24 protein-coding genes are annotated in these 25,001 nt (G+C 35.7%); 14 read left to right on the top strand and 10 right to left on the bottom strand.

Annotated features, from left to right (window positions below; translation table 11 throughout):
• Positions 1–22: 22 nt before the first annotated feature.
• Positions 23–901, bottom strand: a complete 879-nt coding sequence (locus DFQ08_RS03930; protein ID WP_114308673.1) for an NAD kinase — start codon at positions 899–901, stop codon at positions 23–25.
• Positions 902–903: 2 nt separating this feature from the next.
• Positions 904–1,560 (bottom strand): CBS domain-containing protein, encoded by a 657-nt coding sequence (locus DFQ08_RS03925; protein ID WP_114308474.1) that lies wholly within the window; start codon positions 1,558–1,560, stop codon positions 904–906.
• A 198-nt stretch (positions 1,561–1,758) separates the two neighbouring features.
• Here DFQ08_RS03925 and DFQ08_RS03920 point away from each other — a divergent pair, with 198 nt between their 5' ends.
• The 6 genes from DFQ08_RS03920 to clpX all read left to right on the top strand — a co-directional run bounded on the left by DFQ08_RS03920 (position 1,759) and on the right by clpX (position 7,235).
• The gene (locus DFQ08_RS03920) at positions 1,759–2,472 is read left to right on the top strand and encodes a pyridoxine 5'-phosphate synthase (RefSeq protein WP_114308473.1); all 714 of its coding nucleotides are present in this window, start codon (positions 1,759–1,761) and stop codon (positions 2,470–2,472) included.
• Positions 2,473–2,492: 20 nt separating this feature from the next.
• Positions 2,493–3,257, top strand: a complete 765-nt coding sequence (locus DFQ08_RS03915) for an alpha/beta fold hydrolase (RefSeq protein WP_114308472.1) — start codon at positions 2,493–2,495, stop codon at positions 3,255–3,257.
• Positions 3,258–3,278: 21 nt separating this feature from the next.
• Positions 3,279–3,626: a phage holin family protein gene (locus tag DFQ08_RS03910; protein ID WP_114308471.1), complete on the top strand. Its 348-nt coding sequence runs from the start codon at positions 3,279–3,281 to the stop codon at positions 3,624–3,626.
• Positions 3,627–3,706: 80 nt separating this feature from the next.
• On the top strand, positions 3,707–5,029 hold the full coding sequence (gene tig / locus DFQ08_RS03905) for a trigger factor (protein ID WP_114308470.1): 1,323 nt from the start codon (positions 3,707–3,709) through the stop codon (positions 5,027–5,029).
• Positions 5,030–5,244: 215 nt separating this feature from the next.
• Positions 5,245–5,919 (top strand): ClpP family protease, encoded by a 675-nt coding sequence (locus DFQ08_RS03900; RefSeq protein WP_114308469.1) that lies wholly within the window; start codon positions 5,245–5,247, stop codon positions 5,917–5,919.
• Between the two features lie 86 nt (positions 5,920–6,005).
• Complete coding sequence (clpX, locus tag DFQ08_RS03895) at positions 6,006–7,235, top strand: ATP-dependent Clp protease ATP-binding subunit ClpX (protein WP_114308468.1); 1,230 nt, start codon at positions 6,006–6,008, stop codon at positions 7,233–7,235.
• 349 nt (positions 7,236–7,584) lie between these two features.
• Here the strand turns inward: clpX and DFQ08_RS03890 are convergent, their stop codons facing one another.
• The gene (locus DFQ08_RS03890) at positions 7,585–9,102 is read right to left on the bottom strand and encodes a GH3 auxin-responsive promoter family protein (protein WP_114308467.1); all 1,518 of its coding nucleotides are present in this window, start codon (positions 9,100–9,102) and stop codon (positions 7,585–7,587) included.
• A 52-nt stretch (positions 9,103–9,154) separates the two neighbouring features.
• On the opposite strand from DFQ08_RS03890, the gene DFQ08_RS03885 reads away from it, so the two are divergent.
• Both DFQ08_RS03885 and DFQ08_RS03880 read left to right on the top strand, forming a co-directional pair.
• Positions 9,155–9,946 carry a DUF2797 domain-containing protein gene (locus DFQ08_RS03885; protein ID WP_114308672.1) on the top strand — a complete coding sequence of 264 codons (792 nt, stop codon included), beginning with the start codon at positions 9,155–9,157 and terminating at the stop codon, positions 9,944–9,946.
• A gap of 99 nt (positions 9,947–10,045) precedes the next feature.
• Positions 10,046–12,337 (top strand): TonB-dependent receptor family protein, encoded by a 2,292-nt coding sequence (locus DFQ08_RS03880; RefSeq protein WP_114308466.1) that lies wholly within the window; start codon positions 10,046–10,048, stop codon positions 12,335–12,337.
• Positions 12,338–12,602: 265 nt separating this feature from the next.
• Here the strand turns inward: DFQ08_RS03880 and DFQ08_RS03875 are convergent, their stop codons facing one another.
• Entirely contained in the window at positions 12,603–12,938 is a 336-nt protein-coding gene (locus DFQ08_RS03875; protein WP_114308465.1) for a single-stranded DNA-binding protein, read from the bottom strand.
• A gap of 464 nt (positions 12,939–13,402) precedes the next feature.
• Between DFQ08_RS03875 and DFQ08_RS03870 the strand changes: the two genes are divergently transcribed.
• On the top strand, positions 13,403–13,630 hold the full coding sequence (locus DFQ08_RS03870; protein WP_114308464.1) for a PLD nuclease N-terminal domain-containing protein: 228 nt from the start codon (positions 13,403–13,405) through the stop codon (positions 13,628–13,630).
• A 279-nt stretch (positions 13,631–13,909) separates the two neighbouring features.
• Entirely contained in the window at positions 13,910–14,188 is a 279-nt protein-coding gene (locus DFQ08_RS03865; protein WP_114308463.1) for a hypothetical protein, read from the top strand.
• Between the two features lie 96 nt (positions 14,189–14,284).
• Here DFQ08_RS03865 and DFQ08_RS03860 read toward each other — a convergent pair whose 3' ends face one another.
• Positions 14,285–15,052, bottom strand: coding sequence for a DeoR/GlpR family DNA-binding transcription regulator (locus DFQ08_RS03860; protein WP_114308462.1), 768 nt, complete (start codon positions 15,050–15,052; stop codon positions 14,285–14,287).
• Positions 15,053–15,349: 297 nt separating this feature from the next.
• Here DFQ08_RS03860 and DFQ08_RS03855 point away from each other — a divergent pair, with 297 nt between their 5' ends.
• Genes DFQ08_RS03855 through DFQ08_RS03840 form a run of 4 tightly spaced genes read left to right on the top strand, consistent with a single transcriptional unit; the run spans position 15,350 to position 19,993 of the window.
• Complete coding sequence (locus tag DFQ08_RS03855) at positions 15,350–16,909, top strand: glycerol-3-phosphate dehydrogenase/oxidase (protein ID WP_114308461.1); 1,560 nt, start codon at positions 15,350–15,352, stop codon at positions 16,907–16,909.
• A 32-nt stretch (positions 16,910–16,941) separates the two neighbouring features.
• Positions 16,942–18,438: a glycerol kinase GlpK gene (glpK, locus tag DFQ08_RS03850; protein ID WP_114308460.1), complete on the top strand. Its 1,497-nt coding sequence runs from the start codon at positions 16,942–16,944 to the stop codon at positions 18,436–18,438.
• A gap of 35 nt (positions 18,439–18,473) precedes the next feature.
• Positions 18,474–19,214, top strand: a complete 741-nt coding sequence (locus tag DFQ08_RS03845; protein WP_114308459.1) for an MIP/aquaporin family protein — start codon at positions 18,474–18,476, stop codon at positions 19,212–19,214.
• Positions 19,215–19,225: 11 nt separating this feature from the next.
• On the top strand, positions 19,226–19,993 hold the full coding sequence (locus DFQ08_RS03840; RefSeq protein ID WP_114308458.1) for a hypothetical protein: 768 nt from the start codon (positions 19,226–19,228) through the stop codon (positions 19,991–19,993).
• 236 nt (positions 19,994–20,229) lie between these two features.
• On the opposite strand, the gene DFQ08_RS03835 is transcribed toward DFQ08_RS03840, so the two are convergent.
• From DFQ08_RS03835 to DFQ08_RS03815, 5 genes are all read right to left on the bottom strand, one after another.
• On the bottom strand, positions 20,230–21,066 hold the full coding sequence (locus tag DFQ08_RS03835) for a pseudouridine synthase (RefSeq protein WP_114308457.1): 837 nt from the start codon (positions 21,064–21,066) through the stop codon (positions 20,230–20,232).
• Between the two features lie 107 nt (positions 21,067–21,173).
• Positions 21,174–22,076, bottom strand: a complete 903-nt coding sequence (locus tag DFQ08_RS03830; RefSeq protein WP_114308456.1) for a geranylgeranylglycerol-phosphate geranylgeranyltransferase — start codon at positions 22,074–22,076, stop codon at positions 21,174–21,176.
• A 97-nt stretch (positions 22,077–22,173) separates the two neighbouring features.
• Positions 22,174–23,103 carry a mevalonate kinase family protein gene (locus DFQ08_RS03825; protein ID WP_114308455.1) on the bottom strand — a complete coding sequence of 310 codons (930 nt, stop codon included), beginning with the start codon at positions 23,101–23,103 and terminating at the stop codon, positions 22,174–22,176.
• A 40-nt stretch (positions 23,104–23,143) separates the two neighbouring features.
• The gene (locus DFQ08_RS03820; RefSeq protein ID WP_114308454.1) at positions 23,144–24,235 is read right to left on the bottom strand and encodes a diphosphomevalonate/mevalonate 3,5-bisphosphate decarboxylase family protein; all 1,092 of its coding nucleotides are present in this window, start codon (positions 24,233–24,235) and stop codon (positions 23,144–23,146) included.
• A 7-nt stretch (positions 24,236–24,242) separates the two neighbouring features.
• Positions 24,243–24,797, bottom strand: a complete 555-nt coding sequence (locus tag DFQ08_RS03815; protein ID WP_114308453.1) for a DUF1697 domain-containing protein — start codon at positions 24,795–24,797, stop codon at positions 24,243–24,245.
• Positions 24,798–25,001 lie beyond the last annotated feature (204 nt).

Raw genomic sequence — 25,001 nt, 5'->3', positions numbered from 1 at the left:
CTAATTATTGTATTATTTGCAGTTAGTTACGCCTATCTTCTCCCCAAAGTAACTTTTTTCTAAGCGTTGCCAAAAAGGACTCGTCTAGCAATTCTACCATTTTTATAACAAAGTCTGCTTTTTTTACCGTCACTGTAGTGGTATTAGAAAGCGTGACGATACGCGAATCTAAAGACATTAAAAACTGATCTTCCCTACCGTCTACTCTTAGAGTAACCGTTTTACTATCGGGCAGCACTAAAGGTCTTGCACTTAAATTATGAGGAGCAATAGTGGTTAATACAAAATTCTTTGCATTTGGCGCTATAACGGGCCCACCACAACTTAGAGAATACCCTGTAGATCCCGTTGGTGTAGATAAAATAAGTCCATCGGCCCAATACGTAGTTAGAAACTCATCATCTAAATGGGTTTCTATAGTAATCATAGAGGTGGTATTTTTTCTACTAATCGCAATTTCATTGAGGGCAAAATGGGTTTCTACAACATCTTCATGTTCGGGATCTGTAGAAACACTTAATAAGGCACGTTCAGAAATTTTATAGGCACCATTAAATATCTCGGTTAAGGCCGACTGAATATCATCAATCTGAATGGTAGCTAAAAATCCTAAACGTCCGGTGTTAATCCCTACAACAGGAATATTTAAATCCCGCACATAGGTTATCGCTCTTAATATGGTCCCATCGCCACCCACACTAATAAGCAAATTAAAACTGGCATCTAAGGCATCAAAAGTTTTGATTTTAGCATTGGCTTTAACCTGCTGAAATTGGGTCTCCAAAAAAGCAGCTTCCACATAAATTTCAGCCTTTTTTTCAATTAAAACATCAATTAATTTCTCAACAGCCTGCTGTGTAATTTCTTTTGAATAATTCTGACCGTATACTGCGACTTTTATCATTACATATTAAGGTATTTATCCAAATACTGAGAACGCGATTTAAGACTTTCTAAATACGTATCATCTTCATGCCCCGAAATAATATTATAACTATAGCGTCTGAAGGTTTGAATAATTTCATTAAGGCTAATATTGCCTATTTTTAAGGTGATTCTTACTAAATCGCCATCAATTTTAGAAACAAAAGCCCCTAATATTTTAGCATCATTAGATTCTACAATTTGGCTAATTTCACTAAAGGAATAATCATTAATGCCTTTTTCAACAATAATAACCCCACCAGGTTCTGAAAAGAACGGCGTCTCATTAAAGAGGTGAATAATATCATTGAGTTCATAATATCCGAGATAGCTATTTTTTTCATCTAAAACCGGCATTATATTGGTGTCATTTTGAGCAAAGGCTTCTAGCACATCGAGCCAAATTGTGGTAGGCCTAACAAAAAAACCTTCCATAGCATAATGGCAATCACCAATGGTCTTTTCAGCTTCAAAACAATGGGCATCCGTTTCTGAGATACACCCCATATAAACCCCATCTTTATTAATAGGAATATGAGAATACGTCAGCTGATTAAAAAGCATTTTCACGTCACTAACCTTATCCGTAACACTCAAAGGTTTGATATCATTTATGATGTAATCTTGAAGTTCCATAAAACGGTATTTATAATAAGGTGCAAATTAATGAAAAATAACCACAATACGGCCTTTAAAGGCAGGAGAACTCGCAGCCTTAGTAGCTCCTAAATGTGAAAAAGCAACAAAAAGAACCTAAGGCTTACTGAATCTTTTCTCTTAAAAATTAAAACTAAAGCGGAGTTCTGTATTTTTGTAAGATAAATTAAGATACAGATGACTAAGTTAAGTGTTAATATCAATAAAATTGCGACATTAAGAAATAGTCGCGGAGGCGATGTCCCAAACCTCTTACAATTTGCTAAAGACGTCCAAAGTTACGGTGCAGAAGGTATTACCATACACCCAAGACCCGACGAAAGACACATCCGCTACCAAGATGCTTACGATTTAAAATCGGAAGTCTATACGGAATATAATATTGAAGGGAATCCTATTCCTAAATTTATGGATTTGGTTTTAGACATTAAACCAACACAAGTTACTTTAGTTCCAGACGCTACAGATGCCATTACGTCTAACGCAGGGTGGGACACTATAAAACATAAGGATTTTTTAACCGAGGTAATTCAAACCTTTAGGTCTAACGGAATTAGAACATCGATATTTGTAGACCCTGACTTGCATCAAATTGAAGGTGCCAAAGCCACAGGTACAGACCGCATAGAACTTTACACAGAAGCCTTTGCACACCAATATAGTTTAGGTAATAAAGAGGCCATTAATCCTTATATGGAATGTGCTGGTTTAGCCAACACCTTACAGTTAGGAATCAATGCAGGGCACGATTTATCGTTGCAAAACATACAGTTTTTTAAAGAAAACATTCCTGGTTTACAAGAAGTCTCTATTGGACACGCCTTGATTGCTGAAAGCTTATATATGGGCGTTGAAAAGGTGATTAGTTCTTATTTAGAGAAACTAAAATAAACCACAAAAGACCAAAAACAATGACATTACACTCTAATATTATAGGCGAAGGGCAACCCTTTATTATCCTTCATGGTTTTCTAGGAATGGGAGACAATTGGAAAACTTTAGCCAAGCAGTTTTCAGAATCTGATTATGAGGTTCACCTTGTAGATCAGCGTAACCACGGCCGTAGTTTTCACTCCGAGGACTTTAATTATGATATTTTAGCCGAAGATTTAAAAGCCTATTGCGACAGCCATGAGCTTAAGGATATTGTTTTATTAGGCCACTCTATGGGTGGAAAAACCGCTATGCTTTTTGCCTCTAAATATCCAGAGTTGGTAAAAAACTTAATTATCGCCGATATCTCACCACGTTTTTATCCGGTGCATCATGATGCCATTTTAGAGGGTTTAAGTGCCTTAGACTTTACCAGCCTTAAAACGCGTGGCCAAGCCGATAAAGCCTTAAGTGAATATGTGGATGATGCCGGAACCCGAATGTTTTTACTTAAAAATTTATATTGGGTAGAGAAAGGCCAATTAGGCCTACGCATTAACCTAGAGGTCTTAAAAGCTAATGTTGCTGAAGTGGGGGAAGCCTTCCCAACGCATGCTACTTTTGACAAACCAACTTTATTTTTAAGAGGTGATCGTTCTGAGTACATTGGGCAAACGGACGAAGCTTTAATACAGCGTCATTTTCCCAATTCAAATATAATTACCATTACTAATGCCGGACACTGGCTGCATGCTGAAAACCCAAAAGATTTCTATGCCGCTGTCATACAATTTATCGCTTAACACCATAAAAACAACACTATTATGAATCTCATTTTAAGACTTTTACTAAATGCTTTAGCCGTTTTTGTCATTGCTAACATCCTTAATGGGGTCACAGTAGACGGTTATGTCGGTGCCATTATTGTTGCGCTCGTCTTGGCAATCCTCAACCTATTGGTAAAACCTATTCTGGTCATTTTTACCTTACCTGCTACGCTTTTTACCTTAGGTCTATTCTTATTAGTTATTAACGCGGTGATCATTTTAATAGCCGATAAACTTGTTGACGGTTTTGGCGTCTCTAGTTTCTGGACGGCCCTACTCTTTAGTATACTCTTATCTATTTTACAATCTTTATTACAATCGTTCTTAAAAGAAGATAAAAAGTAGCTTAAAGCCAAACATTTAAAACTGTTGTTGGGTTGCAAAAAATATTGTATTTTTGCAGCCCAATTTTAGTTTCAATAAGAATGAACATTACAAGAGAAAACATCGATGCATTAAATGCAGTTGTGAAAGTGGATATCGCTAAAGAAGATTATAGCGATAAAGTAGAGAAAATTTTAACGGATTACCGTAAGTCTGCAAACATTCCTGGTTTTAGAAAAGGTCATGTACCAATGGGAATGGTAAAAAAGCAATATGGTAAAGCCGTATTGGTTGATGAAGTAAATAAATTATTACAAGATGCTCTTGGAAAATATTTAGTTGAAGAAAAACTAGATGTTTTAGGAAACCCTTTACCAAAAGCTCAAGATGATTTAAACTGGGATGCTGAAGCATTTACCTTTGAGTTTGAATTAGGTTTAGCTCCAGAATTTGAAGTAGAGTTAAAAAGCAAAGCACCAATCACACACTATAATATTGTAGCGGATGACAAAATGATCGAGGATCAGATTGCGCATATCCAAAAACAATATGGTAAAATCGTTTCTCAAGAAGAGGTTACTGAAACTTCAGAAGTTACAGGTACTTTTACTAACGAGGAAAAAGAAATTGAAAATACCGTAACACTTACTTTAGATAAATTAAAAGGAAAAGGAAATCCTAAGAAATTTATCGGAGCAAAAGTTGGAGACGTTATCACCTTAAAAACAAAAGGACTTTTTAATGATGATCATGATCTAATGACCTTCTTAAAAGTACCTCATGATGATGCTCACGGTTTAGAAATCGAAGTTAACTTTACAATTACTGAGATTAACGAACGTGAATTAGCTGATTTAGACCAAGAATTATTTGATAAATTATTCGGAGAAGGAAAAGTAACTTCTGTAACGGAATTAAAAGATAAAATCAAAGAAGATTCTGAAAAGCAATTTAAGCAACAAGGTGACCAAAAGTTATTAAACGACGTTACTGAAAGTTTAGTAGAGAACACAAAATTCGATCTTCCATCGGCATTCTTACAAAAATGGATGCAAACAGCAGGTGAAGAAGTGATGACTGAAGAGCAAGCTAAAGAAGAGTATGAAAAGTCTGAAAAAAGCATGCGTTACCAACTTATTGAAGGTAAATTAATTCAGAAGCACGACTTACAAGTTCAGTTTGAAGAATTGAAATCATTTGCAATGGAAATGATTAAAGGACAGATGGCTCAATTTGGTCAAATGAATCCTTCTGATAAAGAGTTAGAAGACATTGCAGCACGTATCTTAGGAAACCAAGATGAAGTAAAACGTATCTCTGAGCAGTTAATGAGCCAGAAATTACTTAACTTATATAAAGCTGAAGCTAACACAGAAACTAAAGAAATCACTTATGATGATTTCGTAAAAGAATTCTATAGCTAGTTTTTATTTCAATTTTAAACAAAATCTTAAAAGTTTAAAATGTCATTACCGTGAAAACGGTAAGCTAAAAATTATTAGTATCTTTAAGGCGTAAAACTAGTCTAGTTTTACGCTTTTTTTAATACTATTTTTTCGTTGAAATAGTGTGGCGTTGAAAATAGTTTAGCGTCTAAATAGAACAACAATTATCATTAATTTAAAGCCTTAGAATTTATATGGATTACGGAAAAGAATTTGAAAAATTCGCCACTAAAGATCAAGGAATCAACAGTAATTATTACCAAAAAATAATTACAAGTATGAATCCAACCAACTTAACGCCAAACATTATTGAAGAACGTCAGATGAATGCCGTAGCAATGGATGTGTTTTCGCGTTTAATGATGGATCGTATTATCTTTTTAGGAACAGGTGTCAATGACCAAGTTGCTAACATTATACAAGCCCAATTATTATTCTTACAAAGTGTAGATGCTTCTAAAGATATTCAGATTTACATCAATTCTCCAGGAGGAAGCGTATATGCTGGTTTAGGAATTTACGATACCATGCAATTTGTAAAACCAGATGTCGCTACAATCTGTACAGGTATTGCAGCGTCTATGGCAGCTGTATTATTATGTGCGGGAGAAAAAGGAAAGCGTTCTGCTTTAAAACACTCTCGTGTAATGATTCACCAAGTAAGTAGTGGAACACAAGGGCAGTTAAGCGACATGCAGATTGCTTTAAAAGAAACGATAAGAGTTAAAGAAGAATTATATACCATAATTGCTAATCACTCTGGACAATCTCTTGAACAGGTTGAAAAAGATTCAGACAGAGATTACTGGATGCGCTCTCAAGAAGCATTAGATTATGGAATGATTGATGAGATTTTAGAGCGCAAGTAATCCCCATTATTTTCGACTAAAGTTTTTATAAACTAAAAATTAATAAGCTTGAAGGTTTTTACCTTCAAGCTTAAACTAATATTAAGATGGCAAAGGAAGAATTAGAATGTTCATTTTGTGGTAGGAAAAAGCCGGAAACAAGCTTGCTCATTGCAGGTTTAGACGCTCATATCTGTGATCGCTGTATAGAGCAGGCACATGGTATTGTGGTGGAAGAATCTAAGCAGTCTGGTAATTCAGACTTAAGTGCAGAACTCATGCTTAAAAAACCTAAGGAAATTAAAGGCTTTTTAGATGAGTATATTATAGGACAAGAAAACACAAAACGTGTTATGTCTGTTGCAGTTTACAATCATTACAAACGTTTATTACAACCCCCTTCTGAAGATGATATTGAAATTCAAAAGAGTAATATCATTATGGTTGGGCAAACCGGTACAGGTAAAACATTAATGGCTAAGACCATTGCTAAAATGTTAAATGTACCTTTAGCTATAGTTGATGCCACGGTATTAACAGAAGCTGGTTACGTAGGTGAAGATGTAGAAAGTATTTTAACCCGCTTATTACAAGCCGCAGATTACAACCTTGAAAAGGCCGAACGCGGTATTGTTTTTATAGATGAGATTGATAAAATTGCACGTAAAAGTGATAACCCTTCTATTACAAGAGACGTTTCTGGTGAAGGCGTTCAGCAAGCTTTATTAAAATTATTAGAAGGAACCGTAGTTAATGTTCCACCAAAAGGAGGACGTAAACACCCTGATCAGAAATTTATTGAAGTTAATACAGAGAATATCTTATTTATTGCCGGTGGTGCTTTTGATGGTATTGAACGTGTTATAACAAAACGTCTTAATATGCAAGCTATAGGATATAGCGCTATGAAGACCGATGTTGTTGATAAAGACAATATCCTTCAATATATTATCCCTAAAGATCTTAAAGACTTCGGATTGATTCCTGAAATTATTGGACGTCTTCCTGTATTAACGTATATGGATCCTTTAGATGCTAAAACGCTACGTTCTATTTTAACGCAACCTAAAAATGCTATCATCAAACAGTATAAGAAATTGTTTGAAATGGATGAGGTTGAATTTACCATTACCGATGGAGCTTTAGATTATATTGTAGATAAAGCTATTGAATATAAATTAGGAGCTCGTGGTTTAAGATCCCTTTGCGAAGAGATTTTAACCGAAGCCATGTTTGACCTTCCTAGTTCTGAAGAGACGAAATTAAATGTGACTAGGGCCTATGCTGAAGATCGTTTAAATAAATCTACACTTAAAAAACTGAAAGCGGTGTCTTAAATCAAGATACCCTACAAATAAAAAAGCCACAATTTCTTTTTAGAAGTTGTGGCTTTTTAGTGTTTAGGGAATGATTAATTAATAAATATTGAGTGCCAAAATCTTACGTGGTCTTAAACAATGTTATCATAACTGCACCGCAGTGCGCTACGAATATATCAGCAATTACTAAGTAAGAAAATTTTTACTCTATCTTTTAGATAAAACTCTTAAGAATATCGTTATAAGGTGTGCTTATACTTTTTAAACCGATTAAGAACCAACAGCATAAATCAGCAAGGTATAGCGAAACGGATTGCGCCGTAGACCACAGACACCCCTTTAATAAGCCTTGCATTAACACAAAGCACTACACACGATTAATAGCCAATAATTCTTCAACATAGACCCGCGAATTAGACAAGCGCGGTACTTTATGTTGTCCACCCAATTTATTATTCTGCTTTAACCAATCGTAAAATAAATTTGGTCTAGCACTGTGAATTTTAGGTTTATTTAAGGTCATATTATTAAAGCGCTTGGCCTCATAATCCGAATTTAAAGACTTTAAAGCATTATCAAAAAGCTCTTCAAAATAAGGCATATTGCTCGGTGGAGTTTTAAACTCAATAATCCACTCGTGCGCCCCCTTTTCTTTACCATCCATAAAAATAGGTGCTGCCGTATAATCTACAATTTCCGAAGCCGTACGTTTACAAACGCGTTTAAACGCCTCTTCTGCATTTTCTATAATAAGTTCTTCACCAAAGGCATTAATATGATGTTTGGTACGCCCAGAAACTCTAATTCTATGCGGACGTAAACTCACAAACCGAATGGTATCTCCTATTTTATAACGCCACAATCCTGCGTTGGTGGTAATCACCACAGCATAATTGGTATTCAACTCCACCTCACTTAGCGGAATTATTTTTTGAGCTTCCGTACCATAAGCATCCATAGGGATAAATTCATAGAAAATCCCATAGTCAAGCATCAGTAATAAATCGCTAGAATTATTCTGATCTTGAATGGCAAAAAAGCCTTCAGAGGCATTATAAATTTCGTAATATCTAAATTTATCGGACGGCAAAATAGCTTTATACTGTTCTACATAAGGGTTAAAACTTACCCCACCATGAAAGTAAACTTCAAGATTAGGCCAGATGTCGAAAATACTATCTTTCCCGGTTTTATCGAGCACATTATTAAGCAACACTAACATCCATGATGGCACACCAGCTAAGCTCGTCACATTTTCTTCAATGGTTTCTTCAACAATAGCCTGCATTTTAGTCTCCCAATCGCTCATAAGCGACACTCTACTGCTCGGCGTACTACTAAATTCGGCCCAAAACGGCATATTATCAATAAGAATAGCGCTTAAATCTCCAAAAACGGTTCCCTTCTCTTTATAAAGCTCCTTACTTCCTCCTAAACGCAAGCTTTTACCCGTAAACAATTGTGCATCTTCATTGTTATTTAAATACATGCACAGTAAATCTTTACTGGCGGCATAATGACAATCTTCAAGCGACTCAAAACTTACAGGAATAAATTTACTTTGGGCATTAGTCGTACCACTAGATTTGGCAAACCATTTAATAGGTCTAGGCCAGAAGATATTTTGTTCGCCATTACGAGAGCGCTCAATTAAGGGATGAAAGCCTTCGTAATTTACAACAGGCACGCGCTCATTAAATTCGCGATAGCTCTTAATAGATTCAAAATCATATTGCTTACCAAGCTCTGTATCTTTTGCGATTTTTAATAAACTAAAAAGTAATTCATTCTGAACTTCGTTTGGGTATTTTAAAAACAATTCAATTTGATGAAACCGTTTTTTTAAAAACCAAGACGCAATAGAATTTACAATAGGAATTGGCATGGATTGGCTATCTTTACGCTATTAATTAATGCTAAAAATACTAAATTCTTTTATGGTTTACTCAGGAGTTCTCACAAAAATGCAAACCGAATTTTCAGAGCCAATTCAATATTATCTGGTTTTTAAGAACGACTTTATCCACGTAAATCAATTACTCAATAAAACCATCAGCATAAAGCTTATTGGACATCAATGCTTAAGCTGTGGCTTAGATCGTCCTATTTATAGACAAGGCTTTTGTAAATCTTGTTTTTTTGATAAGCCCGTGGCCGGCGATTGGATTATGCGTCCAGAATTAAGTACGGCGCATTTAGATCAGGAAGATCGGGACTTAGAATACGAAAAACGGGTACAGCTACAACCTCATATTGTATATTTAGCAAACTCTAGTAATGTTAAAGTTGGCGTTACGCGTAAAACCCAAGTGCCCACCCGATGGATTGACCAAGGGGCGCATGAAGCTCTAGAAATAGTAGAAGTACCTAACCGTTATTTAGCAGGAATTACCGAAGTCGCGTTAAAAGATTATGTGGCCGATAAAACCAATTGGCGTACCATGTTAAAAAACGATATTAAGGATGAAGATTTATTAGAATGGAAGCAAAAACTAAAAGCTTATATTCCTGAAGAAGCCCAGCCTTATTTTATTGAAAATAATACGGAAACGCATATTAATTTTCCAGTAGAGCAATATCCAACAAAATTAAAAAGTCTTAACCTCACTAAAACTCCAGAATACTCCGGAAAATTAGTAGGTATAAAAGGACAATACCTCATTTTTGAAGATCAGACCGTGTTTAACATTCGTGCTAATGAAGGTAAGGTTGTAGAATTAGATGTTTAAATTTTAAATCTGCTTGGGGTCTGATTTTAGACCACTTCGTTTTAAATTACGCTATTTTAATGCTTATATTTAATAGCACAACGCCATACTTAAAACCTTATGTATGTTACTTTATTTAAAACACTACTCTTATTTTACATCAGTTTTGCTATTTATGGTTTAGAAGCCCAAACCTTATACGGCCGCGTACAGACAGCAACCGCAACGCCCATTGTAGGCGTTGAGGTTCATCTTGGTCCTAACATTATTTCCAAAACAAATGCCAAGGGTGTATTTGTGCTACCAAATACCATCAAACCGCCCGTAGAACTCACATTACATCATCCGGATTATCAGCAAAAGAGCGTCATTTTTAAACGCACTAACGCTACATTTCTGCTTCAGCGTTTAGAGCAGGTTCAGAACTTAGCGCCCGTAAACCTTTCCTTTAATTCAGAAAACAAACAGAAACTCCTTGCCGTTACCACAACTTTACATGCTGAAAATTTAGAACGCTATAGCCCCATTGATTTGGTAAGTGCCATTAATGAAACTCCTGGAGTATATATTCTGAATGGTGCTTTAAACACCAACAGAATAGTCATTAGAGGTGTAGGCTCTAGAACCCTCTATGGCACAAATAAAATACGTGCGTATTATAACGGAATCCCGATTACCAATGGCACAGGGAGCACCACGATAGATGCTTTTGATGCCGAAAACCTACAGCGCATACACCTTATTAAAGGCCCAAAAGCCAGCACTTACGGCACTAATTTAGGGGGTACAATATTGCTTAACACGAAACATGCTGAAAAAGGAACCACACAACTAAAAAATGCGCTTAGTTTAGGAAGTTTCGGACTGATTAAAAACAGTTTAAACTTTGCTACCGCCAATGATGACTTAGAGTTGAGTTTCAGTTATAATTATTTAAAAACGGATGGATTTCGAGAGAATAGTGCCTACAACCGAAAAGCCGCTTTGCTTCAGGCAAATTATAAATTAAATGAGAAAAGCCGTCTGGGGCTACTTATTAACCACATCGATTATGATGCCCAAATAGCCAGCTCTATTAGTAGAACAGACTTTAATAACGACCCTAGCCAAGCCGCTTACACCTGGAAAACGACCCAAGGCTATGAGGCCAATAAGCACACTTTAATTGGACTGAATTACACCCATCACTTTTCAGAAGATTTTAGCAATACCTCATCCGTATTTTATAGTTATTTAGACCATTATGAACCACGGCCTTTTAATATTTTAGAGGAATACTCACACGGTTACGGGGCAAGAAGTTTGTTTGAAAAAGATTTTACATTCTTAAACCAATCGGCCCATCTCTATTTTGGAGGCGAAATTTATAGCGATGCATACCGTTGGCAAACTTTAGAAAACCTATACGAGACCAATGGAAACAACGGAAGTCTTGAAGGCCAAGTTCTAAGTGATAATGTAGAATACAGACAAAACCTTAACCTTTTTGCATCTACAACCCTTCCTTTTACACCGCAGTTTAGCGCCCAAATAGGTTTAAATATAAACAACACCAACTACAGATTTAGAGATCATTTTAATTCCGGAATTCTGAATAAAAACGCTAATCGTGATTTTAAAACCATTGTGGCCCCAAGCCTGAATCTTGCTTATCAATTTTCTAAAAACTTAAAAACCTACCTCAATATTAGTCGTGGATTTAACTCCCCTAGCATAGAAGAAACCTTAACCCCAGAAGGCCTCATTAATCCTGATTTAGGTCCTGAAACCGGTATAAATTATGAGCTTGGTAGCCAGATCTTTTTCTTTAAACGCCAGGTAAAATTAGACATCGCCGCCTATATTTTAGATATCGACAATTTACTTGTTGCAGATCGGGTTGGAGAAGACCAATATATTGGTCGAAATGCAGGAAAAACCCAGCACAAAGGACTAGAATTAACGCTGTCATCTCAACATCAGCTCAACGCCAACTTTAGCCTTGCCCCCTATGTAAACACCGAACTTAACGACCATAAGTTTGTTAAATTTATTGATAACGCCTCTAACTTTTCGGGCAATGCCCTCACGGGAGTTCCTACATTTAAAATGAATGCCGGATGTGTTATTCGTTATAAAAACATTCAACTTAACACCAACGGCTTACATGTTGGTACCATGCCCATGAATGATGCTAACACACTTTATACAGAGCCTTACACCGTTCTTAATTCAAAATTAAGCTACAAAAACAACCTCAGCAAACAGCTTGCATTAGACCTCTATTTCGGACTCAACAATATAACTTCAGCACATTATGCCTCGTCCATACTCATTAATGCTGTTGGCTTTGGAGACGCAGAACCACGCTACTATTACCCAGGAATGCCGAGAAATTGGTACAGCGGTTTCAAACTGCGTTATAAATTATAATGCTACGGCGCCATAACATCGTCTTACACTAAGGTACAATCTAAAGCTCAGCTAAGAATACCGTCAAACTCACAACGCGATACAGTGTCTACGCCTTGTAGAAATGAGATCTAATTAAGTCCTTCAATAGCATGAGCCTAATTTTGAGACCTATGCCCGCTTTAGCCGCAGATTAACTCAAGATTAAAAAAGCATTACAAATCGTATTAGAATAAAAAAAAACCATCGGAACGACAGTTTTCTTTTACCTCATAGGCTTTTAGGATTAGGACTTGCCTAACATTAAAAGCTCATTACACACCACTTCTGTAATGTAGCGCTTAATACCATCTTTATCCTCCCAGGAGCGCGATGTTAATTTTCCTTCAATAGCGACTTCTTTTCCTTTAGTAACGTATTTTTCTAAAATTTGTGCTGTTTTACCCCAGGCCACAACATTGTGCCATTGCGTATCTACAACTTTCTCTCCTTTAGCATTTTTATAACTTTCATTGGTGGCTAGAGTAAATTTCGCTAGCATTTTACCAGATTCAAAATTTGTAATTTCTGGATCGTTTCCTAAGTTCCCAATTAACTGTACTTTGTTTCTTAACGTGTTCATAATTTCTAAGTTTTAATGATTTAACAGATTATGTTTTTAGAACCACTTCCGATTCTACACTACAAAGATCTTGAGCTTCACAAGAAACATTCGGTATTTACATATTTACATCCATTTGTAATTACTTGTAATCGTTTGTAAACAATTAAAGACCTATTATTACTGACCTTATCAACAATTTATTACCATTCCACTTTCTTAAACTAAATCCAATAATTATCGTATTTAAATCCTTTTAGAGTGCTAATGTTTTACGGTTTGCTATAAAAACCCAATGCATCATCAAGACAACATGCGCTAATAAATGCAAGAGAAACCTAAGGGTAACACCTAATATCCTCATCCTCTACCTCAAATAAAATAATCAGGAAGTTGATGTCCTTTCGTTATTCTATTTGAATTTTCTTACATTAGTCTCCATTATCACTAAGCCTAAGACTTTTAAGGCCTAAAAACTATTCACAATGACAAATCACTTCTTAATGATCGGACCATGGCAACTCATTATAATTTTAATCACCCTTGGCTTAGGAGTAATCCCTATGGTTATCGCTCTTATTGATATTTTGAAATATGAATTTAAAGGCAATAACAAAATTGTATGGACCTTGGTTGTCCTCTTTGGAAATTTTTTAGGCGTACTACTCTATTTCTTTATTGGAAGAAAACAAAAATTAAGCTCAAAGTCTTAATAACCTCATTCCTTTATTTAACAATGGGTCTTTTAATACTCTAGCCACGTCTTGAAGCTTATATTAGGATGTTGGCAAACATTCACAAAATGAAGAAAATTAATCCATATAAAAAATATAGAATTGTAATATTTCTAACCCTATTAATAGCTTTTGGTTCTTGTAAAAATGAGAATGAAGAGAATTTTAAAAACAAAATACCTGAACTGAAATCCGAAATAAAAAAAACTTAAAGACTCATTAAAAAATGAGACGTACGAAAAGCTCTCGAATTCAACAATGGTTGGAAATCCTGATAAGGAAAAATATTCAGCAAATAATTCTGGAAAAATGTTTTTCTATTTCAAAGACCCTGAAACCATTCCTGAATATGAGGTTTATACCACAACTTCGGATTTGGAACCTGATAAACTTATTCTAGAAAATCAAACGACTAATCAATTTGAAATTCAATTCAACACCAACGAATTGAAAAATAATGCGGTCCAAGTCATCGCAGTCTTTAAAAACTTAGAACTTAAAATAGTGATGAGTACGGATGTAAAGATGGAAAAATAAAATAACGATTTGACAAATTAACTCACCATACACAACACCTCAAACTATTAAATTACACCTCACAAGACAAAGCACAACACTTACAGCCTATAGCTTTTAAACGATAGTTAACTCCACCCCTAATTCAATTAAACGGCTTTTCGTTTTGGCATCAATATTAGAATCCGTAATTATTTGATCTACTTCATTGAGCTCACAAATTCTACCAAACCCTTTTTTATTAAATTTTGAAGCATCAGCCAAAACAATAATTTTCTGAGCCGCCTTTATCATCGCTTTATTTAAAGACGCTTCCATCAGATTGGTTGTTGTAAGCCCATACTCTAAATCGATACCATCAACGCCTAAAAACAATTTGGTAAAAGTAAATTCTGCCAACATCTTTTCGCCAATAGGTCCAATCACCGAAGCCGAACTCGGACGAACCATTCCTCCCAATTGCATCACTTCAATATCTTTATTTTTTGCTAAAATTAAAGCCGTACTCAAGGAAGCCGATAATACCGTTAAACCCTCCAAAGGTTTTATGTGCCTTGCAAATTCTATAACAGAAGTTCCAGAAGCAATAATAATACTATCATGCGGTTCTAAGGTTTGCACAGCAGCCATAGCAATCTTATTTTTCTCCGTGGCATTAATCTTTTCCTTAATTTGTACAGGGTTCTCTGTAATATAAGGATTCACCGGAATAGCTTTTCCGTGCGAACGAAAGAGTAATTTTTTTTCTTCAAGAAGTTTAAGATCTTTTCTAATAGTCACTAACGATACGTTAAACTGCTCGCTGAGGTCATTTACAGTTACAAACCCATCAGCCTTGAGCTTTTTTAAGATCAGTTTGTGTCGATCAATGATATTTAGGGCCATAATCTATGTTTTATACAAAAATAATAGTTCTCCACCTCAAACGCCTATAGAAACCCTAATTAATTTCGAAACCTTTCCCTTTTATATTCACAAATCACTTATCAAATTCGAAAAAACAAGCACTCCACATTCCTAATTTGAGAAAAAACACATCGATTTATTACGTAAATCTAGTTTCGAATTGAAAAAAAACTGAAAATAACAATAAAAAACTTTTTTTAAGTTTCGTTTTGTTGTAATTTTATACTCTGAAACAAAACATAACAAAACCATAACCCCTAATTAATATAGCAAGTCATGGATAGAAATAAAATGATGAAGGCGCTAAAAAGCGAATCTAAAACTTACGACTTCGTAATTATAGGTGGTGGCGCCACCGGAATCGGTATTGCACTTGAGGCTTCTGCAAGAGGTTATTCTGTAGCACTACTAGAAAAATCTGATTTTACGAAATCAACCTCAAGTAAAGCAACCAAGTTATTACATGGTGGTGTAAGGTATTTGGCACAAGGCGATGTAGGACTCGTAAGAGAAGCCGTTGTAGAAAGAGGACTCATGCTTAAAAACGCCCCTCACATTACTAAAACACAGTCTTTTATAATACCTACTCATGGTTTGTTTGATGAAATCTTATATACAGTAGGCTTAACTTTCTATGATTTATTAGCAGGAAAATTAAGTTTAGGACGTTCTAAAAGAATTTCAAAATCGAAGACTTTAAAACGTATTTCGCTTATTAATCCCGACAAAATATCAGCGGGTGTTGTGTATTACGACGGTCAATTTGATGATTCTCGTATGGCTATAAACGCCCTACAAACTGCCGTTTCTATGGGAGCAGAAGCTGCAAATTATTGTGGTGTAACCGGCTTACTAAAAGATGCTGCCGGAAACGTTGTTGGTGTAAAAGCTAAGGATGAAGTTGACGGTTCTACTTTCGAAATAAAAGGAAAGCAAGTTGTTAATGCTACCGGAGTATTTGCTGATGATGTGTTACGTATGGACAAACCGGGTGCAGATAAAACCATTGCGCCAAGTCAAGGGGTTCACCTTATGTTAGACAAATCTTTCTTACCTGGAGATGATGCTATTACAATTCCAAAAACCGATGATGGCCGTGTCTTATTCTTAGTACCATGGCATAACAGAGTCATTGTAGGAACAACAGATACACCATTAAAAGAAGAATCTTTAGAACCTGTAGCTCTTGAAGAAGAAATTGGGTTTATCCTTAATACCGCAAGTCGTTATTTAACCAAAGCGCCTAAGCGTAGCGATGTTTTAAGTGTATTTGCAGGATTACGTCCGTTGGCCGCACCAAAATCTGACGGTAGTAAAACGAAAGAAATTTCTAGATCTCATAAAATCTATACGGCAGACTCAGGCTTATTAACCATCGTTGGAGGAAAATGGACCACCTTTAGAAAAATGGGAGAAGATCTTGTTGATAAAGCTGAAAAGAATCACGATTGGAAACATATCCCAACAAAAACGAAACAATTAAAAATCCACGGTTATAAAGAAATAACCAATTATAACGACCCCTTATATTTTTACGGAAGCGACAAGGCGCCTATTGTAGAACTCTCTAAGCAAAACGGATGGGACACTCCGTTAAGCGATACCATGAAAGTTATACCAGCCCAAGTGGTATGGGCCGTAAGAAATGAAATGGCTTTAAACATTGAAGATTTTCTTGCTAGACGTGTACGTTGCCAATTACTAGACGCTAAAGAAAGTCTAAAAATGGCACCCGAAGTCGCAAAAATCATGGCCTCTGAATTAGGCAAAGACGATGCTTGGCAAAAGCAACAAGTTGCAGATTACACCAAAACAACGTCTAACTACATTATATAAACAACAAATTCTAATCACTAAACCGAACTAAAATGAAGGACAAATTAATTTTAGCACTTGACCAAGGTACAACCTCCTCTAGAGCTATTTTGTTTAATCACAGCGGAGAAATCGTAAAAGTATCTCAAAAACCTTTTGAACAAATATTCCCTAAACCAGGTTGGGTAGAACATGACCCTAATGACATTTGGTCGTCACAAATTTCAGTGGCAGCAGAAGTTATTGCACAACACGGTATTAACGGAGAATCTATTGCCGCTATAGGAATTACCAACCAAAGAGAAACTGTTGTGGTTTGGGATAGAGAAACTAGTGAACCTATACACAATGCTATCGTTTGGCAAGACCGAAGAACAGCACGTTACTGTGATGAGCTAAAGGATGCTGGGCATACAGATATGATCAAGAAAAAAACAGGTTTAGTTATTGACGCCTATTTTTCTGCAACAAAATTAAAATGGATCCTAGATAACGTTGAAGGCGCAAGAGAAAAGGCTGAAGCTGGAAAACTTTGTTTTGGAACTGTAGATTCATGGTTAATCTGGAAACTTACTAGAGGAAAAATGTTTATCACCGACGTGTCTAACGCGAGTAGAACCATGTTGTTTAATATCCATACCATGGCTTGGGATGATGAATTATTAGACCTTTTCAACATTCCAAAAGCGATGCTTCCTGAAGTTAAGGAAAGTAGTGAAGTTTACGGAACTACAGCAACAACATTATTTTCAACAAAAATTCCAATTGCTGGTATTGCAGGAGATCAACAAGCTGCTTTATTCGGACAAATGTGTACGAAACCAGGAATGGTAAAAAACACCTACGGAACAGGATGTTTCTTACTAATGAACACTGGAGAAGAAGCCGTGTATTCTAAAAACAACTTACTAACGACAGTCGCTTGGAAAATAAACGGGAAAACAACTTACGCTTTAGAAGGTAGTGTATTTGTTGGAGGTGCTGCTATACAATGGTTACGTGATGGTGCTAGAATGGTAAGAACCGCCCCTGGAATTAATCATTTAGCTGAAATGGCTGAAGATAATGGAGGCGTTTATTTTGTCCCTGCATTAACTGGTTTAGGAGCTCCGTATTGGGATCAATACGCACGTGGTGCTATGTTAGGAATTACAAGAGGAACTACAGACGCCCATATTGCTAGAGCGACATTAGAAGGTATTGCTTTCCAAGTTTACGATATTGTAAAAGCAATGGAAGCCGATTCTGGTAAAAAGAGTATAGAACTTAGAGTTGATGGTGGTGCTACGGCGAGTAATTTATTAATGCAGATTCAATCGGATTTATTCGGATTTAAAATCATAAGACCACAAACCTTAGAAACTACCGTAATGGGCGCTGCCTATTTAGCTGGTTTAGCTGTAGGCTACTGGGATAGCATTGATGATATTCAATCGCAATGGGTTATAGAAAAAGAATTCTACCCAAAAGCACCTCAAGAAAAAGTTGACAACATGCTTCACTATTGGCATAAAGCCGTGAAATGTGCACAAAACTGGATTGAAGAATAAACGACTCTAAACAACAACTATAAATCTTAATAAAAATGTCAATATTAATAGCAGAAATATTAGGCACCATGATCCTCATTATATGTGGTAATGGTGTCGTTGCAAACGCCGTTTTAAAAGGCACTAAAGGTCACGGCTCTGGTTGGATTGAAATTACAACAAGTTGGGCTCTAGGTGTATTTTTAGGCGTTATTGTGGCCGGCCCTTATAGTGGCGCACACTTAAACCCAGCTGTTACCGTAGCCTTAGCGACTACCGGTGGAATATCTTGGTCTGTTGTACCAGAATATATTGCAGGGGAATTAATTGGTGCCATGTTGGGTGCATTCTTTGTATGGGTTGTCTATAAAGACCACTTTAAAATCACGGACGATGAAGGTGGAAAATTAGCCTGTTTTAGTACGGGACCAGCCATAAGAAATACCGTATCTAACTTAACGAGTGAAATTATTGGAACCTTTGTATTAATCTTTGTGATTTTTTACATCGCCGGACCAAGCATTAGCTTAGGTATAGAAGGGACTACAGATGCCATTATAGGACTTGGTTCTATTGGCGCTATCCCAGTGGCATTTCTTGTATGGGTTATCGGCTTAGCACTTGGTGGTACCACGGGCTACGCTATAAATCCGGCTAGAGATTTAGGACCAAGAATTGTACACAGTCTCCTTCCTTTTAAAGGATCTAGTGACTGGTCGTATTCATGGATCCCTATAGTTGGCCCAATAATCGGGGCACTTATAGCATCTTTTCTTTACATGGCTTTAAACAATTAACTGTACAACAAATGAAAAACTTATTATTTCTTTGCTTAGCACTGATCACAGTGCAAATGAGCTATGCTCAAGAACCTGAACTTAAAGACAGTCCAATTGATTTTAATTTAGATCTAAAGACCAATCACTTATGGCGAGGCTTAATTATTACTGATAAACCAATGGCGGCTGTATTTTCACAACTTAAATTGAATAACATAGGAACTTTCACCACCGGATTTTGGGGCGGAATGGCTTTTTCTAACGATAGTGATGGAACGTCTTATAAAGAGATTAACTATTACGTGCAATATGCAGACAACGGCTTATCTATTGGATTATGGGATTTGTTTAATACCCGTAGCGTAGAAACTCCAGACATCTGGAATTACGACCAAAATACCACAACACACTTAATTGATTTAAGAACGTCGTATGTGTTTCAAGGTTCATTTCCTTTACGTTTAGAAGCAGACGTCTTATTGTACGGAACAGCAGATTCGCAATTTGATACTAATGGAGATCGTGAGCAACGCTACTCAACTTATGTTGAAGCGTCTTACCCTATTATCACAGATTCAAAAGTTAATCTAAATGCGTTTGCCGGTGCAGCCTTTTCATTAAATGGTGACACTCATCTTTATGGTGATGGCGAACAAAATTTCGACTTTGTAAATGTTGGTTTTACCGCTACAAAAACACTTAAATTTTCAGACATTAGCATACCTGTTTCAGCAACAACTATGTGGAATCCCTCTCAAAAATTAGCCCGCATACAATTGGCTGTAAACGTGTTTTAAACCCTCTCATTATAATGAGTATGATAAAAACCCTATGGTTTGAATAAATTCAAATCCTAGGGTTTTGTTTTTTAATAGAATTCAAGCTTTAATAATCTCACCACTAAAAAAACTAGCTTTTATAAACACATAACGTCCAGATACAACAAAGGCTTCGTAGCTTGTTTAATAACGCGCTACAAAGCCTTAATCTTATGTCTCTAATACTCTATACGTTCAAATAGAATACAACGCTTTTAAAGCATTTTTAAGGTATTAATTTCTTGTTCTGTTAAATGCTTCCAGTGTCCACGAGGAATGTCCTTTTTAGTTAAATGCCCAATAGCTACACAATCGATTCTTACAATATCGTAATGTAATTCATCAAAAATAGTACGTAAAATAGTATTTCCGGTATTTTTAATCTTAATACCCACTTGGTTTTTAGACTCCCCTTGAATGTAACTAATCTCTTCAACAGAAACTAACTTCCCTTCTACTTTAAAACCTTCTTGAATCTTTTTTAAATCTTCAAACTTTAAATTCTTATCAAGTTCTACCTGAAATAATCGTGATACACCATTTTTAGAATTGGTAAATTTCTGTACCACTTTATCATCATTAGTAAACAATAATAACCCTAAAGAATTCCGACCTAAACGGCCAATAGGCTTAATTCTAGCACTAGTCGCATTCGCTACCAAATCCATAACGGTTTTACCTTTCCCTTCCGCTGTAGTCGTCGCAAAACCTTTAGGCTTGTTTAACAATACATAAACATTAGGTTCTGGTGTTATACGTTGTCCATCGTAACGAACTTCGTCACTACGTTTTACTTTATACCCCATCTCTGTGACTACCTTGCCATTAACAGAGACTAATCCAAGCGCTATATTCTCATCCGCCTCACGACGTGAACAAACACCAGAATTGGCTATATATTTATTTAAACGAATCTCATCAGATTGAGATGGTTTATTTACTGTTTTTTTCTTCACGGGAGCATTACCTCTAGCAAAACTATTTGTTTTACTATTTGCATTTCCTCTTCCTGAAATTTTTCCTTTGCCTTTGCTTCCTTGATTTCTGCTCATGTTCTAAATTTTTCGCAAAGGTAAACAATAGTTTACATCTTGCCGTTATTTATTAAAGTTGTTTAAGCCCAATGCCCTACAATATTAAAAATAGGCTAATCTTCATTCTAAATTCTATTTAAAACAATAGAAACATCGATAAGTAGTATTGAAAAAACACCCGTAACGATGATAAATTTTAAAATATTATGCAGAATTAAATAATGGGGTTTTTTATTTGAAATTAACAAGATTCCGAGATAGAGTATAATTAATGCCATACTCAAATAAAAGAAATAATACATGTGCCCTATATCGAAAAACAAGACCAATAATACTGCCGAGACAATGGTTAAGACCCCGACAATGGTTAGCATTAATTTGGTACGTTTCTCTCCGTACACCACAGGAATCGTTCTGTAATTTAAAGCTAAATCGCCTTTAATATTCTCTAAATCTTTAGTCAGTTCGCGCATAGAAATCAGTAAAAACAAGAACACACCATGTGCAAAAACAACAGGTTCAAAATTTTGATAGTAGATAAAAATGACGAAAAATGGGGTTACCGTAAGTACTGCAGAGACCAAATTACCCACGATAGGTCGTTTTTTTAAACGGTGGGAATAAAACCAAATCGCAAAAATGTAAATGGAAAAAAAGATTACCGCTTTAAAGGAAACATAGCTCGCAAAAATAACGGCCAGAAAATTTAAGATGAAGTAAAACGATAGCTTCGTATTCTGACTGACCAAACGATCGAGCATTGTTTTTCTAGGCTTATTAATTAAATCTTTTTCTGAATCGTAAAAATTATTAATAATATAACCCGAGGCGATAGTTGCTGAAGACGCCAAGACCAACATGAGTAAATTAAGATCTAAAAGGACTTTTTTAACCGGAATATGATGTGCAAAAATATAAACTGCCGCTAAGTACTGGGCAATAACAACGACAAGTACATTATACCCTCGAACTACTGAAAACAGGCTGAAAAATTTAAGAAAAATGTGTTTCTGCCGTCTTGATAACATGTTGTCTTAATGAAATATTCTGAAATACTTTTGAGTTGCCTACACCAAACGCTAGTCTCGTGTCACAAAATTTGAATACTAAGGTAAGACTAAAACCTTAGAAATTATAAACAACTTCTAATTTCTGACCCACAAGGGCTTTTCTAGCTTTATCAATATCTTCGGTAAATCCTAAGATATAGCCACCGCCACCAGAACCGCAAAGTTTTAAGTAGTACTCATTGGTGTCTAAACCTTTTTTCCATAGCTCATGAAATTGCTTAGGAATCATTGGCTTAAAGTTATTTAAAACTACTTTAGACAATTGTTTGGTATTTTTAAATAAAGACTTTACATCTCCTTTTAAAAAGTCATCAACACAAGCATCCGTATGTTTTATAAACTGATCTTTTAGCATACTACGGAACCCTTCGTTTTTCATGTTTTCCATGAAAATACTCACCATTGGTGCCGTTTCCCCAACAATACCACTATCTATTAAAAACACAGCACCTTTACCTTCTGTTTTTTGCGAAGGAATACCTGTGGCTTCTATATTATCTTTAGAGTTGATTAAAATAGGAAGACTTAAATAACTATTTAAAGGATCTAAACCGGAAGATTTACCATGAAAAAAAGATTCCATCGCTGAAAAAATCGCTTTTAACTTTAAAAGTTTTTCGCGGGTAAGATTTTCTAAAACCGTAATCTTATCGCTTGCATATTTATCATAGATCGCTGCGACTAAAGCACCACTACTTCCTACACCATACCCTTGAGGTATAGACGAATCAAAGTACATACCTTCCTCGAGATCACTGTGTAATTTGCTAGTATTAAAGATCACCAAATCACTATCTAAACCTTCTAAATACGTAGCAAAACGTTTTAGGCTGGCATTAGAAGCTTTAGCTTGCTCGGTGTGGTTATCACTCAGTTTCAGTGCACCATTATAAAAATTATAAGGAATAGATAAGCCTTTGGAGTCACGGATAATTCCATACTCACCAAATAAAAGAATCTTAGAATAAAATAATGGTCCCTTCATGAATTTAAAGCAATTACTTTAACAAATATACGTATTAAAATTAGATTTGGTTGGCACCCAAGCCTATTTCGTCGCAAATATAATGTTCATTTTGACAATAGCTAACCAATTCATTCTTAATAAATTCTAAGACATTTTCCTTTTCTTGCTCTGGATATAACAGGTGTACATTGGCCCCCGCATCTAAAGTAAAACACAGCTTAGAATGCTCAGCTTCTCTATAGGCCCAAATTTTATTAATAATTTCTAAGGTATTAGGTTTCATTAAAATAAAATAAGGCAAACTGGTCATCATCATGGCATGAAGCGTTAAAGCCTCACTCTCTACAATAGTGATAAAAGCTTCTAAATCTCCAGAAGCTAACACCGTTTTTAACTTGGCCAAATTATCATGGGCTTGTTTAAAACGCTCTTGTGCAAAGGGATGCCCATACATTAACTGATGCCCCACTGTGCTACTCACTTGTTTTTCACCTTTATCAACCAATAAAATAGTGTCTTGGTAATTTTTAAAATTAGGATGAACCGACTCCGTAAATTTAACTCCGTATAAATCTGAACTGTCTTTAATACACTCATTAGCGCCCCAAACAACAAGCTCACCTTCTATACTTCTACAAGCACTACCCGAACCTAAACGTGCCAAAAACGAGGCTTTTTGCTTAAAATAGGTCGAATCTGAGCTTAGGGCATTTGACTCTTGACTTAACTGCGCTTCTATACTCATTAAACATAAAGCAATAGCACTCATTCCTGAAGCCGAAGAGGCAATACCCGAACTGTGCGGAAACGTATTTGAAGTTTCAATTTTAAAATGATAATCTTTTAAAAAAGGCATATAGACCGCTATACGTTCAAAAAAGGTTTGAATTTTAGGTCTAAAGGCTTCATTTTTTTTCCCTTCAAAATAAACATCAAACTGAAAGCCGTCATCTTCTTTTTTAGTAAAACTAATTTCCGTTACCGTTTTACAATTAGAAAGTGTAAAACTTATAGATGGATTTTCTGGAATTTGGTCTGCTTTCTTCCCCCAGTATTTTACTAAAGCAATATTACTTGGCGAAACCCATTTAACGGTTCCGTTTTGAAGATCCGTGTGGTAAGATTTAAGAATAAAGTCTTCTGCTATCATGTCTCTTTTAAATATCGGACAAAGATAATAGTTTTACTATGGTATTATAATTTCTTCCGGTTGCATTGACATGAAGTTTTTTTTCGAAATAACTTAAATTGAATTTAGTTTGCCCATAACCCTGAGGACAATACAAATAAATACACTGCCCGTGAATGCTATATACATCATGCGAATAGGTTTTTTTTGACGCTTCTAAGACGTCTTCCTCTCGCGGAACAGCACTGAGCAGCACAAAATAATTCTGTTTTTGATCTTCCGCTTTATAAGGATTCTCGTCAAAAATAACCTTTAACTCTTGCTGTGTTAGGACCACCACAGGGACGTCTAATCCAAAACCTTTCCTAATAAGTTTTTCTAAACGCGCTTTTAAAACAAGCTTATCTTGTGCTTTAGCTTGGAAGCCTACATTCCCGGTTTGAATATAAGTTTTCACCTTAGTAAATCCGGCTTCAGACAATAAGCTACGCAACTCTGCCATAGCTATTTTACGGTGCCCTCCTACATTTATACCTCTTAGTAAAGCGATATAATTTTGAGCTGATTTTTCTTCGATCTTCATGGTTTTACTAAAGTTTATAGCGCCAATGGCGTTATCGGTTTGAGGCTTAAAGTTTAAGCTGTAAGCATCTCAAAAATATGTTTTTTTTGAAGAACCACTTAAAACAAATATAAAGCATTAAATAACAGCTAAATAAAACCCAAAACCACAGTCAAAAACCTGTTTTCTAGTTAATTTAAATCTTTGAAATGCAAATTAATTCGA

The organism is Winogradskyella arenosi (genome assembly GCF_003337305.1).
GTDB lineage: Bacteria > Bacteroidota > Bacteroidia > Flavobacteriales > Flavobacteriaceae > Winogradskyella > Winogradskyella arenosi.
Note: the sequence above shows the minus strand (reverse complement) of the source record. Positions and strands in the feature narration are given on the sequence as shown.

Coding starts and splice junctions, on each gene's coding strand:
- clpX (WP_114308468.1), top strand. CDS start 6,006: ATGGCAAAGGAAGAATTAGAATGTTCATTTTGTGGTAGGAAAAAGCCG.
- DFQ08_RS03910 (WP_114308471.1), top strand. CDS start 3,279: ATGAATCTCATTTTAAGACTTTTACTAAATGCTTTAGCCGTTTTTGTC.
- DFQ08_RS03875 (WP_114308465.1), bottom strand. CDS start 12,938: ATGAACACGTTAAGAAACAAAGTACAGTTAATTGGGAACTTAGGAAAC.
- DFQ08_RS03835 (WP_114308457.1), bottom strand. CDS start 21,066: ATGAGCAGAAATCAAGGAAGCAAAGGCAAAGGAAAAATTTCAGGAAGA.
- DFQ08_RS03820 (WP_114308454.1), bottom strand. CDS start 24,235: ATGATAGCAGAAGACTTTATTCTTAAATCTTACCACACGGATCTTCAA.
- DFQ08_RS03880 (WP_114308466.1), top strand. CDS start 10,046: ATGTATGTTACTTTATTTAAAACACTACTCTTATTTTACATCAGTTTT.
- DFQ08_RS03860 (WP_114308462.1), bottom strand. CDS start 15,052: ATGGCCCTAAATATCATTGATCGACACAAACTGATCTTAAAAAAGCTC.
- tig (WP_114308470.1), top strand. CDS start 3,707: ATGAACATTACAAGAGAAAACATCGATGCATTAAATGCAGTTGTGAAA.
- DFQ08_RS03920 (WP_114308473.1), top strand. CDS start 1,759: ATGACTAAGTTAAGTGTTAATATCAATAAAATTGCGACATTAAGAAAT.
- DFQ08_RS03885 (WP_114308672.1), top strand. CDS start 9,155: ATGGTTTACTCAGGAGTTCTCACAAAAATGCAAACCGAATTTTCAGAG.
- DFQ08_RS03815 (WP_114308453.1), bottom strand. CDS start 24,797: ATGAAGATCGAAGAAAAATCAGCTCAAAATTATATCGCTTTACTAAGA.
- DFQ08_RS03870 (WP_114308464.1), top strand. CDS start 13,403: ATGACAAATCACTTCTTAATGATCGGACCATGGCAACTCATTATAATT.
- DFQ08_RS03825 (WP_114308455.1), bottom strand. CDS start 23,103: ATGAAGGGACCATTATTTTATTCTAAGATTCTTTTATTTGGTGAGTAT.
- DFQ08_RS03840 (WP_114308458.1), top strand. CDS start 19,226: ATGAAAAACTTATTATTTCTTTGCTTAGCACTGATCACAGTGCAAATG.
- DFQ08_RS03855 (WP_114308461.1), top strand. CDS start 15,350: ATGGATAGAAATAAAATGATGAAGGCGCTAAAAAGCGAATCTAAAACT.
- DFQ08_RS03900 (WP_114308469.1), top strand. CDS start 5,245: ATGGATTACGGAAAAGAATTTGAAAAATTCGCCACTAAAGATCAAGGA.
- glpK (WP_114308460.1), top strand. CDS start 16,942: ATGAAGGACAAATTAATTTTAGCACTTGACCAAGGTACAACCTCCTCT.
- DFQ08_RS03925 (WP_114308474.1), bottom strand. CDS start 1,560: ATGGAACTTCAAGATTACATCATAAATGATATCAAACCTTTGAGTGTT.
- DFQ08_RS03890 (WP_114308467.1), bottom strand. CDS start 9,102: ATGCCAATTCCTATTGTAAATTCTATTGCGTCTTGGTTTTTAAAAAAA.
- DFQ08_RS03830 (WP_114308456.1), bottom strand. CDS start 22,076: ATGTTATCAAGACGGCAGAAACACATTTTTCTTAAATTTTTCAGCCTG.
- DFQ08_RS03915 (WP_114308472.1), top strand. CDS start 2,493: ATGACATTACACTCTAATATTATAGGCGAAGGGCAACCCTTTATTATC.
- DFQ08_RS03845 (WP_114308459.1), top strand. CDS start 18,474: ATGTCAATATTAATAGCAGAAATATTAGGCACCATGATCCTCATTATA.
- DFQ08_RS03865 (WP_114308463.1), top strand. CDS start 13,910: ATGGTTGGAAATCCTGATAAGGAAAAATATTCAGCAAATAATTCTGGA.